The organism is Parabacteroides sp. PFB2-10 (genome assembly GCF_029893085.1).
In the GTDB taxonomy this organism is placed as follows: Bacteria; Bacteroidota; Bacteroidia; order Bacteroidales; family Tannerellaceae; genus QVMG01.
This window is the reverse complement of the sequence record NZ_JARXWI010000010.1, coordinates 37,055-52,579: the sequence shown is the minus strand read 5'-3', so window position 1 is coordinate 52,579 and position 15,525 is coordinate 37,055. Positions and strand designations below refer to the sequence as shown.

Here is a 15,525-nt window from a genome sequence, read left to right as displayed (position 1 = left end):
AAATAAATTAATATCGACGCCTAAATTACTAATCTATTTTGATTTGGCAATGCGTAAAGCCTCGGTTGTTACATAATATTTGGCAATCATATTGGGTACTTCCCAATCCGGTAGCTTCCCATCTATCAGATAGTGCAGATAGCGCTCGGTTACCTCGCCGAAATGGGCTTCATGCCCGACGGAGTAAGATTCCGGGATATTCACCTTCCATCCGCCGGCTACTTCTTCCACGGAAATACCGGGATAGGTGGGTAACAGGCTGTTGATCACCTTGTCCAGGTCGGTTTTCAGATTATTGTTAGTATCATTTGCCGCTTCCACATAGAGCGTAGGTTTATAGTCCTGCTCTGCTCCCTGGCGGATAACCAGGTTGGCTTTCGTGCCGCGCATAATAGAGAAATGGGTATCTCCGATGCCGGGAGGCGCCTCGAAGTTCCAGATCACAGAGATCTTGGCATACAAGCCTTTCAGTTTGTAGAGGATATCGCCATTGGAGTAGACATGCAATACGCCGTCTTTCACATCTTTCTGCAAATAATCGGGGTAGGAATCCATCTGTGTCACCTGCTTAAACTGCGCCGGATCGACCGTCGTAGCCCAACGGTTCGCGTCAAATATCTCCACATCTTTCGTATAGTCGATGATCTCTTCCGGGAAACAGCCCCATTGGATGAGGTCAACTAAGTGGGTGGTCACATCCACAATGCCGTCGCCCTCCTGCTCTACATCGAAGAACCAGGCCGGACGAAGCAGATGCGCTCCGGATACGAGCTTCGAGAAATGGTGTACACTCTCTTTCACGACTGCCGGACTCTCCGGAGTTCCCGGCACAAACTCCCCGAACAGGCCGGGAATATGCGCCAATTCACGCTGCAATATGGAGGTGATCTCATAACGCTCCGTCATGATATCATAGAGCAACAGGCCGTTTTTCTCCGCCGTTTCGAAGCAGGATTTCAGCAATTGGAAGTTTTCCGGATTGATAGCCATCGGTTTATCAGCCAATACATGAATGCCATTGTCCAGCGCAGTCTTAATATATTCGGTCTTTTTCCGGTTATTTCCGGCTACGACCATCACATTTCCCTTTTTCTCCGCAATCATCCGTTGCAGATAGTTATCGCCTGTATAGACAATCTCGTTCCAGGAGGTCGGCTCATCCGCACGGGTATTGTATCCCTTGATCTTCTCCAGGTGTTGAACCACCTCGTCGCCCTCAGGCGCATACACATAGACATCTTTGTTTACCTGCGGATAGGATGTCTTCTGAACCAGGGCGGCATGGAAATGACCGGGAGCCAGGGTAAGGAGTTTCACCTCACCCGGAGCCCCGGTAAATGCGCCTGATTCCTCTTTTTTCTGGTTACATGACATCATAAGTGCCATGGTCATTAGAAACATCAGCGTCTTCTTCATTTATCTCTTTTTTCGTATGGATCCTGTTTATTTGATTGTAACCTTCACCGGCTTAGCAAAATCCTGCCAGATGGCTTCGGCTTTTTCCGGTGTGATGCTGCCGTCGAACATAAACATCCGGTAGCGCAACCGGTAGCTCTCGCCTGCCTTCAGTTCCCAATCGACATTCTTGGTCGGAGCAAAGTTAATGAACGCATCCCCGCGTCCGCCATTAGCATTCTGATCCCATATGCGCAACGGCTCAGGGAAGTTCTGGTTCTCCGGATAGCCCATAAAGAGAATGCCCGAAGGGCCTTTGGGACTCATGCCGGTGACATAGATCCAGCGGGCATTTGTGCCGTCGATCTCCGGGCGGCTTTTGCCTTCGGAGGTCATCATCACCACGTTCTCGTTGGTCCAGTCGGCCGTAGCGCGCCAGCCAAAACCGGCATAACGGTAGGCTTTCAATAACACCGGCAGCTCAGTGGCCGGAATCAGATCGGACACAAAATCCCAGAGATAACCCGGCTGTCCTGTGTTCCACACGCGCATATCGATGAATTCATCCATGATATTGATCCTCTTTTTAGGGGTGATCTTCACGATCGACTCGATCGTATTGATCACCTGTTCCTTCTGTGGCTGGAAGATCAGATGCTGATGTCCTACGACGATATCGGCAAACAGGTCGCCGGTGCGGGTGGTATACAGCGAATCAAAAAGAACAGTTCCTTTTTTGTCGCCGATATTCCATAAATCATAGATCGCCCCGTCGTACTCTACCATGGTCCACGGATTCCAAATCCCGTAATGGTGCATATGGTCTGCCGCGTTGATATTCGTTAATACGTTACCCGCCGGCGACCAGGCCGGATGGATATAACCGTTGCGGCTGAAGACCGGATCGGCTCCGTGGGGCAATCGCGCCATCGCCACATTGTATTGCAACACCTTCTGCCCGTTCTGGGTCAGGATAAGGTTGCGCATGCGGTCACGCGTGATATTCATCACCGGATCCTTTTCGGCTTGTGCATTCTGCGTTTCAATGATGTATTCGCGGGTATCGTTTGCCGCCAGGGCACCGTCGATACGCCAATAAAGCGTCGTGCCGTCTATATCGCATTGCTCCAACTGGCTCAGGCAAACCGATTTGTCGGCCGCATTTATGACAACGATCTCTTTGCCTTCCGGCACCTCATACCCCGATAGATCCAGCGATGCAATGGTGTTGTTGCGTTCAACACCTGCGGCATCTACCGTTACCCGCATCCTTTTCAATGGCTTGGCCCAGCTGCTTGGCATAAACAGGCCCAAACTTAGGGCAATCAATAATACTCTTGTTATATATTTCATTTTGTCAACCTTCTAAATTAAATTTGATACGGAGCACGTTGCGGGCGGGAGATCATCGCGTTGGCTTCATCATCGTTGAGGAAGCATTCGTTGCGCGGATCCCAATAGAGTTTACGTTTCAGGTGCATGGCTATCTGCTGCAACAGACAAGCCGAGCAGGAGCGGTGTGCCACCTCGGCCGGAGCGATGGTCGGTTTGCGCGTACGCATGCAATCGATCCAGTTGCGTGTGTGGTTTTCCGATTCATACAGATGCACATCGTCGTCGGTCAGTTCGCGCAAGATCTTCGGATCGGAAGCGCTTAACGGCCCTCTCTCCTGACCGCCTGAATCCACTTTGATCGGATCGCTGTCGGTCACTCTTTCGCCACCGCGGGAGGTGAATATCCAACCCTCTTCTCCAATAAACAAAATGCCGTTCGGTTTGGTCGGACCCTCTTCCATGCCTTTCACCACCACGCCATTGGCATAGAGCATCTGCGACTGATACGGCCCGTGTACATTCCAAAGCCCCGATCCTTCGGCCGGGAATACCGTACTCGCTTCGATCTCTATCGGACCGGAATATTCCATATCCATCGCCCAATGGGCAATATCAAAGTGGTGCGATCCCCATCCGGTGATCATGCCGGCACCGAACTGTTCGCAACGAAGCCATCCCGGACGCGAGAATACCGGTTTGCCATTGACGGCCTGCGGATGCACACGGTCGATTGTATAAGGCACATAGGGAGTAGATCCCAGCCAGGCATCGTAATTGAAATAATCAGGGATAGGCATCGGTGTCGGATCGCCACCCGGCGGATCGCCCGGCAAGCGCACCTCGACGGTTTTCAGTTTCCCGATCCGTCCGCTACGCACCAGTTCACAGGCGCGGCGGAAGTGGCGGTTGGAGCGCTGCTGACTGCCGATCTGGAAGATCCGTCCGGTGGCGTTCATCGCGTTACTCATCTGGCGTCCTTCCCATATCGTGAGCGAAGCGGGTTTTTCCAGATACATATCCTTCCCGGCGTACGCTGCATCGATAGCCAGGCGGGCATGCTGGTGGTCGGGCGTGGCAATCAATACCCCGTCGATCTCTTTGTCTAAGAGAAGTTCCTGATAATCTTCAAACATTTTCACACCCTTATGCGGGGTCTGCAAGAATCGTTCGGTGGTCGTTTCCGTAAACTCTTTGGCATCTGCCATACGGATCCTGTCCAGGTCGCAAACAGCCGTGATACGCACATCAGCCATCCGTATAACCCCCGTCATATCACCACGTCCCTGACGACCGACACCGATCACGCCGATATTGATGCGATTGGAAGGCGCATTGGGACCGAAGACCGACGCTTTCACAATCGTGGGAGCCGTAAACGCCCCTGCGGTCAATAAAATACTTCGTTTTAAGAATTCTCGCTTGTTCATGATATTTTTATTTAAAAACACAAATCACTAGTATTGACAAATATAACCATTCCAACCTGTTTGTCGCCAAAGAATAACTATTATCTATTTACTACCATGGCGTGCAAAAGGGCTATGTTGTTAATTTACGGATTAAAAAATGTTAAAACTCCCCATTTCCGTCAATGACCCCAACTTACGATTTGAAATTTTCGCAGGACTTTGCGCGCAAAAAAGCGGGACTTTGGAGACAAACTCCCGGGAGAAACACTTTTTAACGTATGGAATTGTAAGCAAAACGGGCGTTTTGCTTACAATCCATATTTTAACATTTTGGGATTTTGTGTGGTGCGAAATTACTCCTCCACAGGAATAAACTTAACCACATTGACGGAATGCGCCGGGAATGCCACTCTAAATGCTCCGGAAACCGTTCCTATTTCTAACGTTTGGGGGGTAATCGGCTCATCATAATTAAAATTCTCCACATGAGGAGCATTACTATAATAATTTTGATCACCCTGATTCTTAACCGATGTATCGGTTGAGGTGAGATATTCCATTGTTACCCGATACATTCTACTCTCATCTCCATTCACATGAATCATGGTTTCTTTCGTTGCATTCTCCGAATTCACCACTTTCACATAAAGGATTCCCGTGTTTGTGTCAATAGTCGACGATGTATAGACTGAATTGTCTTCTGTGTCACCTTTATAAAAAGGAGAGATTTCAAATGCTCTATTTCCCACATTATTGGCAAACAAGGACATATAGTAGTAATTGGTGGTACGCCAAAGACCTCGATTATCAAACCAGATGAGATTTGAGTTCCATTTGTTGAAGCCTTTCTTACAGAAAAGAGGGGCGTATGCCGCCATCACAACCATATCTGAGTTACGTTCTAATCCGGTAAAAAATGCCGCCTCGGCCAACGTTGACACATAGGCATTATTTGTTCCATTATTGGCGAACTCGCCCACAAATACACGTGTTGGGTTTTTCCGGTCATAGGTTTTATTTTGGTCTCCACGCACCTGGTCAGCATCATAGCGATGCGTATTGTTGTAAAACCATTCATCCCTCGAATAATAATGTTCGTCAACAATACTTTCCGGATATTTCTCATCAATAATAGCATAATTGGTATTGAATTCTTTACCGGAATGGCGGGCGCCGGAAGTTGTTATAACGTTTATCTCCGGATATTTTTCTTTTACGGCTTTATAGATTATATCAAATCGTTCCCAAAACGCTTCACCACTGTTTTCGTTGCCTATGGCAAGATATTCCAGATTAAATGGCGCAGGATGCCCTTGAGCTACACGCACTGCTCCCCATTTGGTAGTAGCATCTCCGTTACAAAATTCAATCAAATCCAGTGCATCTTGTACATAAATCGCATGAAACCGTTGGCGATCTTCTGCTGTATTGAGCGGGGCAACGTATGAGTGACCTGCGAATTGGCATGTAACCCCGTTGTTTAGTACCGGGAGCGGTTTGGCACCAAGCTCCTCAGCCATCAGGAAATATTCATAGAAACCGATGTGTTGGGATGTCCATGTACCCCAATGATTCCTAAATCCAATCCTTTCTTCTATCGGGCCTATGGAATTTTTCCAGAAAACCTGCCCCCAGTAGTTTGGTCCTTCCGAAGCACAACCACCAGGGAAACGCATAAATGTTGGCTTTAGCCCTTCCAAGGCTTCCAATAAGTCTTTTCGCAAATGTCCGGCATCACCATTATGCCATAATTCGGAGGCCTCCGGAACAAGAGTAACAAAATCAAGATAGAACGTTCCGGCTTTCTTAGCCATAATGACTAAGCGACAGTCTTCGCTTCGTTCAGCGGTCAGGGTGCCGATAAATTGTTCCCACTCATTTGTTAACCCTTTGAAAGATAAAATGTTTGAATTGCGTTGTCCGTCAGCATTTTCAAGATATACCTGGATCGTGCCTCTATATTTTTTACCTTGTAAATAGAGCCCCAAATCATACTTCATGCCTGCTACTATCGGCAAAGAGGGAGTTTGTGTGTTTACTGAATAATAATGTCCTTCTTTTTCTGGTCCATAAGGGGTAACTCCATATCCATTGGCTGCCAAGCCAAACCCATCACCCGGTTTCTTAATATCAAACCGGATGCAGTATTGTTTGTATTTCAATTCATCATCGTATGAATCGCTTTCATCAAAATCATAGTATTTGGTATGGGAAACCAAGGGCTTATCATCAACAGGCACAGCTGTACCTTTCGATCCATTTTTTTCTATAACTGTCCATCCGAAAATGTCCGACGGAGATACAGAAAATTCTTTCTGTGGAGCACCGGGAACGTTGTACATTTGGAACGAATTATTCTGAATCAACTGCGCACATATGCCACCATCATTTGCCTGATTGATATCTTCATAAAAGATACAATTCAGCGTGGGGCTAATGTGTATGCCCAATTTATTCACATTTAATTCAACATGATAGGGTGTAATAACAGGCATATTCTGGCATTCCAACATTTGAATAGCATATCGTTTGCCAAGTTCACGGAATCCTTCAAGATTGAAATGGAAAGGATCATTAACGCCTTTACATCCTTTGGAAGAAATAATATAAGCATTTGGAAGAACCTCAGGCAGATGAACCAGGATATTCGTATTGAAACCTGCACAGGCACCGCCCTCTTCTGCGCTTTTAAGTTCGCCAGCCAACGTATAAAATTCAGCAGGATTGAGATGTAAATCTTCTACCAGATTATCATGAATCTTCTTGACTTTATGACACCATTCGGGATCAGTGGAATTTGATTCGCCCTGATGAATGAGAAGTCCTTTGATTACTCCTTCTTTTTGGGCTATTTTTGCCATATCTACCAAGCGTTGATAGGGATTTCCATCGTATTGTTTACAGATATTCTGCATCCATGTTTCGGCACTATCCAAATAATCCTTATAGGTGTCTTTCCCCCAAAGTTCTATTTTTGCTCCGGCAACAGATACATTAATTACTCCAACCCGGTATTCTTCCGGAAGATTGGCAACCATAGTCCGGCCAAAGAAATCGACCGGTCCCATCCTGTTTTCGCCTCGGTTGAGTGGCGGATTGGCGGCATACCAATTGCCCTTTGTACGTTGCAACTGAGGCATATCAACAGCGGAAAGCATTTGAAATCTTGGATCAACAGGCGCACTGTCTTGCTCTTCCGGCCGGGCACCTGCTTCCATATTAGATTGCCCTATACAGAGATAAATAAAGAAATTAGGGTCTGGTTTCTGCTCTTGCCCAAATGTATTTATTACGATAGAAAATAACAGAATGGGTATGAGGAAATAGATCAGTTTTCTCATCATTTTTATATTTAAAACTTATGGAGGGAAACGAATTATAGGGTAACTAATAAGCAAAAATCTGTAAGGACTTATATATGAATAACCCCGGGTTGACATCCGGGGCTATTTACATATAAATCCTTGCGGAGTATGGCTAAGTAGTTACATTACAAGATCTTCTTATAATGGAAGAAGTCGATATCAACATAGCCGCCGGGCGATTTCGTAGCGTAATTAAAGATGCCAAAGCGGTTACCCATAAAATGCTTTAAGTTGAAGACCATCTTGAATTCTGTTCCCAATTTAGTCCAATCTTTATTGTTCAGGCTATAATAGAAATTAGCCTTATCCGCTCCTTTATTGAAATCGCAATCCAGGCGGAGATAAACAACATCCTTAAGCAGTTCGACTCTTTCTTTCTCGGTATTACGGTCGGTCATGACAAGGTATTTTTTCCCGCCTTCCATGTTGACCGATATAATACCCGGATCTGCACAGTAGGCACTCAATCCGGCGACATCCCCGTCTTTCATTTTCGATACATCCATCGACACGATGCCTTGGCATGCCGGTCCTTCGGTGCGTTGCGACAACATATTGCGTGCTTCGAAAATGGTTTCTACTACCTTACCGGTCTTCAGACGCATATATCCTTTGCGTTCGGTCAACGACCATAATGAGTTGTCAGGGTTATGGTTCCACTGCCAGTTGAGCGCCAGTTTGCTGGATTTGAACTCATCGCTGATCACCAGCGGCGTTTCCGGTTGTCCCAAGACAGGACGTTTCATCTCTAACGGCACTTTTCCTTCGGCATCACCCAAAATCGGCCAGCCATCTTCCCAACGGCAAGGCATCAACACCGGCACACGCCCTACAGCTCCTCTATCCTGAAACAGGAATCCGTACCAGTCGCCCGCTTCGGTATCAACAATACAGCCTTGTGCTACACCGGCACCTTTACGGTCCATATCGTTGGAAAGGATCACCTTATGTTCATAAGGTCCTTCAATCTTGTCGGAGCGGAAAGCGAGCTGCGTACGAATGCCACCTCCCGGCCACCAAATCAGGAACATATAGTATTTGCCGTTATATTTGCAGAGGTGTGTTCCTTCTAAGAGTCCTTTGAGGTTACGTTCGTTTCCATTGATCACTTCCACGTTGATTCCATCCTCTTTCACACCCGATAAATCGCTTTTCAATTCGCGCATGCGGATACTTCCATTTCCTCCGGCGATATAGACCTTGCCATCGTCGTCGAATAATAGAGAGGTATCGTGGAATCGTTGGTTGAGATCCATCACTTTCTCCCATTTTCCGGCTGGGTCGACAGCGCTATAGATATAGGTTTTCTGCGGACGGTTGGTCGCAAAGAAGATATAAAATTTCCCGTTATGGTGACGGATCGCAGAAGCCCATTGTCCTTGTCCATATACATTGCCTCCTTCCAGGTCGTATGCCGGGCTGTCTTTGATTTCAGGCACCACATAGCTGATGATCTCCCAATTGACCAAGTCTTTGGATTTCATGATTGGCACGCCGGGCATCAGGTGCATGGTCGTGCTGACCATATAGAAATCACTTCCTACCCGTATAACATCCATATCAGGCGCATCGGAGAAAATTACAGGATTCGTAAATGTGTCTTTTACCAAAGCTTGTTTTCCTTTACATCCGCCCATAATGAGCAGAACCAAAAGTAATAGTGTGCAACTCTTTTTCATTTCATTTATTCTTTTTTAAATTATACAACATATCTCATGTTAACCTATGATTGTCATCTCTCATATTCCTTTCGTCACAAAGATATCTTTCTTTCAATATCCACCACATATCATTTGCTACAAAAGTCTTTCCGTATGTTACATTTGGCAGGGAGAATAACAAAAAAAACCAAGAAATTCAACTGCAAGAGTAGGAACTTACGCCTTTCTCTTGACAGTTGAATCTTGAAATAGAATGGATCACTAAACAATCTTCCTGGGATTTTTATCTTCGGCTTTGTCTGTTACAGACGCCTCAACTTAATATTCCTAAAAGATACTTCATCCTGATGATCCTGAAGCAAAATGTGCCCTTTTCCTACAGTTCCAAATACAGGAGACGCAGCCTTAAATTTACTTCCTTCAACAGCTTTGACATAGGTTTTACTTTTGAGGTCGTAGCCAAGCACCTTTTTCCCATTCAGGTAATGGGAAACCTTGGAGCCTTTCACCACAATGCGCCCCTGGTTCCATTCTCCCGTTGGCTTCAGGTTCTTTTTACCCGCCGGTATCACATCATAGAGAGAAGCTGTTTTACGGTTTCCGTTAACACCTGCTTTTGCATCCGGATGAAACTCGTCATCCAGCACCTGATACTCATTCCCTAACCAACCGCCCTTCTCATACATTGTGAAAAGATATTTCACTCCGCTGTTGGCAGCTTTTGTCAGTTTGAATTCAAAATATAGATCAAAATTGGAATAGGTCTCCTGCGTGATGATGTCTCCTCCTCTTTGAGGTTTTCCTTTGTTCACAGTCAGGACTCCCTCTTCCACGGTCCAGCCTTTTTCCGGAGGGGTCGATTTCCCGACCGATTGCCATCCTTCCAGGTTCTTACCGTTGAATAGTAAGATCCACCCTTGTTTCTGCTCCTTTTCACTTAGCCTGTTTAGAGCTGTTTGTGCATGTCCTTGGGTGAGGCAAAAGAGCAAACAGGTAATCCATAAAACAGATGATTTCATATTTCCAACAGATTAGTAACCATAATTTTGTGGATTGGGATCGGCTGGATCCAGTCTGTCGATATGCTTCTGCGGGATCGGTCGAAAACGATGGAAGGGCTTGATATTAGGCTCTGCGTAATAGTTACGCTCTTTCACCATCTTGACAAAGAAGTCGGCACCATTACGCACCAAATTTTCAAAGCGGTGTAATTCCCCTTCTGTTTCTCTTCCGCTCTCATCGGCGAAGAATACCAATCGTTGCTGGTCGTTCATGGCTGAGATAAAAGCGCCGTTTACCTTCATATCCTCCACGGTTGATTTGGTGAAGTCGGCGGGGTTACCACCATCGAACAGATAGAAATGGGTGTATTTTTCTTCTCCCTCTTTCCAGGCGGCCCGTTCACGAATGATATTCAACGCTGCAGCCGATCCATCATAGTCACCCTTCATTGCCAACGCTTCGGCCAATAGGATATAGGTTTCTCCCAGACGGTAACAGAAATAATCTCTGAAGCCTGCCTGGTAGTCGGCTGATCCCCGACGGCTATCTAAGTATTTAATCAGCGTGGGGAAGGTATTGGTGATGCCATCCCGGTTGCCCCGATTCCCTAAGTTGGTGCGGGTAATCGATGGCATCGGGATATACCAGAAGGGAGACATAGCACGTGAGAGAGCCAGTTTTTCCGACGTGGTACCGTTTGTGAAGCGCTTGTCTATGTTCTCCACAGAGAAGACAACAGCCGTATCTCCTTTCTCATAACGCTGTGTCCCTTCCTCTTTACCGATGTTAGCCGGGTTGAAGCTGCCGGCAGCGTTTTCGAAAGAAATCCAGGTGGTATTAGGTACCTGATTGGCATAATAGACCCATACGTGGGATTTGTACAGACGTGAGTCGATGAGTTTACCGGCTTTTCCTTCTGCATAGTATTGCGGGCCATACAGACCATCCTCAGCATACAGATAGGGAGTAGGCGAGGTTCTTCTCCAGGGACGCCCTGTAATCAGGTTTCTGCCGATCCCCATACTGGTACCCAGCGAAACATTCTCAGTTCCTTTACCGTTGACCGTGACCATCGGCATACCCTCTACCTGGGATGTAAACATCATATGCAGCCAGTTACCTCCGCTGTTGGTAGCCGATGGCGCCTGGTTGTTATAGAAATGATCTGTAGAGAATTGGATGCTGAAGAGCACTTCCGGTCCGGCATAATCACCAGGAGTTGGACCTCCTGTTTTGGGATCGAAGCGCCAAAGGTCAGCAAAGTTCTCGGCAAGCGCATGGTTGCTGCCGCTACCTGCTCCTGTTCCGAAATTACAAACGGCACTGGCATACTGGATTGCTTTGTCCAAGTCGCCATCCGAGCCACCGCGATCTTCATTCATATTGCTGTCGGACTGACTGGATACATACTTAAATCCGCAATAACGGAACAGATGTGCTTTTGTCAGGAGATGTCCGGCTGCTCCTTTACTGGCGCGGCCATAGTCATTTGTTACATTTCCGTTGGCATCGGCCCAAGGAAGCAGTTCCCACGCTTTTGTGGCGTCACTGACGATCTGATCCCATATATCCTTTTGGGGAGCGCGGGCAAAGTCGAACTTCGGCTCATCCACCGGTTCTAATATGAGCGGACAAGAGCCATAATGAACAGCCAGTACATAATAGTAGTAAGCGCGTAAGAACAATAATTCTCCTTCACGTATGTTTTTGAGCGATTCTGCCATGGTGTTGTTGGCATAAAGGTATTTCAACCCGAGATTGGCTCGGGCGACCCCATTATAACAATCGGTCCAAAAAGAGGAGAATGTTTCGTTGGAAGGATTCATGGCCGATGTGTAGAGGCCAAAGTCCGTTGATCCATCTCCGCCGATCGTATACAGGTCAGTTCCGATCTCCTGGAAAGCAATACCTGAAGGGGTATTGGATGTGGAGAACATACCGCGTCCGTTCTGGTAACAAGCGACAACTAATGTTTCCAACCCCTCAGTCGTTTCATAATAGGTATAGTCTGTATTGTATCCTTTTTCATCCAGAAAATCGGAACAAGAACCCATGAAAAGCGCTATAATGCCGGTGAAGGCGATATGTTTGATATGATTTTTCATATTCTTCCGTTTTTTATACTGTTAAAATGTTAAATTTAATCCGAGCATGTAGTTCTTTGTCGTCGTCGGATCTCCATAAGCATTGTGCTTGTTGGCATAGTTACGGGTTGCTTTTACCGAACCCTCCGGGTCGTTGTTAGGATAGTTGGTTAGCGTAAAGGGATTTTGTAACTGCACATAAAAGCGGGCTCTCGATATGCCTAAAAAGTTGTTTACACTTTCCGGAAGCGTATATCCGAAGGTGATGTCAGAGATCCGTACAAAGTTTCCGCTGTTATACCAATAGGCTTCCCGGTGGGGCTGATCGGCATCTCCTTTCGTCGGTTTGCGAATATTTGTCTGGGTATTTTTAGGTGTCCAGTAGCTGCCATAGCGGGTATTCATACGTCCATCATGTCCATATCCCGGATCACTGTAAACCGTATGCCCAAACATGCCATACATAAAGATATACAGATCAAAATCTTTATAGTTAAGCGTATTACCCATCCCGGCTGTCCATTTAGGCATCTTTTGTCCTCTGATCTGACGGTCCTTATCATCTATCTTATAGTCGTCATTCAGATCGACAAAACGCAGGTCGCCCGGTTTGTAACTCAGTCCGTTTTTATTAAACTCACTCATCTCATCCATGTCCTCCTTGGAATAACCCCAAACAGATTCGGTGTTGACATAATCGTAGTAGGTGTCTACCGGATAGCCGACAAACCACATATTGGCCACATCTTCTTCCAGACCGGAAGCCAGCTTGACGATTTTCTCTTTGTTGGTAGCAAACTGCAGGTTCGTTGTCCATTTAAAATCTTTGGTATGGAAGTTTACTGTTTCAAGACTTACTTCCAAGCCTCTGTTTTGTGTCTCTCCTACGTTCTGTACAATACTGCTGAAACCGGATGCTTCCGGAAGAACACGAGGCATCAACAGGTCATAGGTATTCTGCTGATAGACATCGATAGTTCCCGACAGACGTCCTTTGAACAGACCAAAATCGATCCCGAGATTGTATTGTCCGGTGGTTTCCCAGGTCAGGGTGTTATTGGAAAGTGAATTGGGTGCATAACCTACGACACCTTGTTCTCCCCAGGTATAACGGCTGCTGACGATTTTCCCGATCGTCTGATAAGGGCTTACGGCGGAGTTCCCTGTTTTCCCGTAACCGGCACGCAATTTCAGGTTATTGATGAATTGTATGCTCTCCTTAAAGAATGGTTCGTCGGAAACACGCCATGCCAAGGATGCGGAGGGGAATGCAACCCATTTATGACCTTCTGCCAGGCGGGAAGAACCGTCGTAACGCAGAGAGGCTGTAAGCATATAGCGGTTATCTTTGAATCCATAGATAGCACGTCCCATCCAAGACATCATGGTCCATTGCGTATACCCGCTGCTTACCGACTGCTCGGTAGCTGTTCCCATGCTGTAATACAACTGTGATTCGATGGGCAAACCCAGCGCTTCGCCGGAGAAAGGTTCTTGTATAAACCGTTGACTCGACTGTACAGCGGTGAGATTCAGATCATGCTCGCCCCATTTCTTGGAGTAACTTAAGATGTTTTCAAATGTCCAACCCCTTTCAAAGGCAAGACTCTGACTGGCCAATGCATCCCCATGTTTCTGTTGGGTAGATTCGGAAGCATTGAATGATTGCGCCTGTCCACTATAGTAGTTGGTACCGAAGTTGGCACGGTAAGAAAGTCCGTTGTTCAATTTTATCTGCGCATACAACGTCGCGTCAATCTGGTTTCTCTTCGTCTTACCCTTATTCCCTGTGAAATCATAAAAAGGATTCCACAACATACCCTCACCGGTTGGATGAACCACTAAACCTAAGGCAGGATCACCTACTTGCGTCACGTCGCCGCCAACGCCATACTCACCACTTCCGCCGGGTGAATAATACGGAGTCCCTAACGGATTCCAGTTTCCACCGACACCTGTTCCATTGTAAAACTCCCAGTAAGCGAAATTACTGGTGGCCCCCACGGTGATGTATTTTCCGACCTGCTGATCTAAATTCATACGTAGGGTATATCTTGTCCGGAAAGAACGGGGTGTTAAACCCTCATTGTCCATGAATGACCCGGAAATGAAAAGTTTAGTAGTCTTTGTTCCGGAACGCACACTGATGCTATGATTTTGAGAGATAGACTGATCACGAAAGCCCGCTCCCTGCCAGTCGAATCCGCGCAGATTGGCCGGATTGTAGCTACCGCCCTCCCATGCCTGACGCACTGATTCCAATACATAACCGGAGAGGTCACGCGAAGCGATATATTCCAATTGCTGATCATACTCCCAACTAGGTGACTCGGAAGGATAAACGGCAGTCGGGTCAATGCTGTATCCACCTACTCCGTCATAGATATATTTGCGGTCAGCTTCCCGCAGGTATTCCAGATATTCCTCCGGATTGCGTACCCTCCGGTAGTTATCTCTTTTTCCTATAGACAGATAACCGCTGTATTCCACACTTACCTTGCCCTCTTCTCCCTTTTTGGTCGTCACTAAGATAACACCGTTTGCCCCACGCGAACCATAGATGGCGGTAGCAGAGGCATCTTTCAAGACCTCCATGGAGGCTACGTCGGCGGGGTTTATTGTGCTGACCCCACTGGAAGATGGTATTCCGTCGATTACAAAGAGCGGGTCATTCGATGCACTAATAGAACGATTCCCACGAATACGAATCATCGGGTCACTATTCAGCCCGGCTCCTGCTACCATCACGCCTGCCGCTTTACCGCGCAAAGCCTCTTGTATGGTGGTAGGTGCTGTCGCCATCAGTTTTTCAGAACTTACCTGCGTGATAGCACCGGTCAGGTCGCGCTTCTTTTGAACACCATACCCAATGACAACCACCTCTTCCAACGTTTCGCTATCTTCCAGAAGCGTAATGTTATAGTTGTTCTGTCCTAACGGTAACCCCTGTGTCTTATAACCAATATAGGATATGACTAAGGTACCGCTTTGCGGCGCTTCAAAAGAGAATTCACCGTTTACATCAGTAATGCTGCCAATAGCTAATCCTTTTACCTGAACATTCGCTCCGATGACTGGTTCACCCGCTACGTCTATTATCGTACCGCGAATCGTTCTGTTTTGTGCAAAGGCTTGTATGCTGAGAAGGCAAAAAAGTAAAAGCAATAATCCGGGGAACAGAGATTTCCGATTGTATCGAAAGAAACCTCCTTGTATATTTCTTTTGTTCATTATTAGATAATTAATTCATTATTAATATTAATACTCTCCATGT

8 protein-coding genes are annotated in these 15,525 nt (G+C 46.6%); all 8 read right to left on the bottom strand.

The genetic code is table 11. The annotated features are described in order from the left end of the window. Positions 1-33: 33 nt before the first annotated feature. The 8 genes from M2137_RS10465 to M2137_RS10430 all read right to left on the bottom strand — a co-directional run bounded on the left by M2137_RS10465 (position 34) and on the right by M2137_RS10430 (position 15,482). A complete protein-coding gene (locus tag M2137_RS10465; RefSeq protein ID WP_280766385.1) occupies positions 34-1,416 on the bottom strand; it encodes a putative oxidoreductase C-terminal domain-containing protein in 1,383 nt (460 codons plus the stop codon). 27 nt (positions 1,417-1,443) lie between these two features. Then, positions 1,444-2,748 carry a PmoA family protein gene (locus M2137_RS10460; RefSeq protein WP_280766384.1) on the bottom strand — a complete coding sequence of 435 codons (1,305 nt, stop codon included), beginning with the start codon at positions 2,746-2,748 and terminating at the stop codon, positions 1,444-1,446. 17 nt (positions 2,749-2,765) lie between these two features. Next, complete coding sequence (locus tag M2137_RS10455) at positions 2,766-4,157, bottom strand: Gfo/Idh/MocA family oxidoreductase (RefSeq protein ID WP_280766383.1); 1,392 nt, start codon at positions 4,155-4,157, stop codon at positions 2,766-2,768. A 335-nt stretch (positions 4,158-4,492) separates the two neighbouring features. Continuing rightward, entirely contained in the window at positions 4,493-7,483 is a 2,991-nt protein-coding gene (locus tag M2137_RS10450; protein ID WP_280766382.1) for a sialate O-acetylesterase, read from the bottom strand. Between the two features lie 146 nt (positions 7,484-7,629). Further along, positions 7,630-9,183 carry a glycoside hydrolase 43 family protein gene (locus M2137_RS10445; protein WP_280766381.1) on the bottom strand — a complete coding sequence of 518 codons (1,554 nt, stop codon included), beginning with the start codon at positions 9,181-9,183 and terminating at the stop codon, positions 7,630-7,632. Between the two features lie 284 nt (positions 9,184-9,467). Next, a complete protein-coding gene (locus M2137_RS10440; RefSeq protein WP_280766380.1) occupies positions 9,468-10,184 on the bottom strand; it encodes a DUF1080 domain-containing protein in 717 nt (238 codons plus the stop codon). Positions 10,185-10,196: 12 nt separating this feature from the next. Beyond that, positions 10,197-12,272 carry a RagB/SusD family nutrient uptake outer membrane protein gene (locus tag M2137_RS10435; RefSeq protein WP_280766379.1) on the bottom strand — a complete coding sequence of 692 codons (2,076 nt, stop codon included), beginning with the start codon at positions 12,270-12,272 and terminating at the stop codon, positions 10,197-10,199. A 21-nt stretch (positions 12,273-12,293) separates the two neighbouring features. Beyond that, on the bottom strand, positions 12,294-15,482 hold the full coding sequence (locus M2137_RS10430) for a TonB-dependent receptor (protein ID WP_280766378.1): 3,189 nt from the start codon (positions 15,480-15,482) through the stop codon (positions 12,294-12,296). Positions 15,483-15,525: the final 43 nt, after the last annotated feature.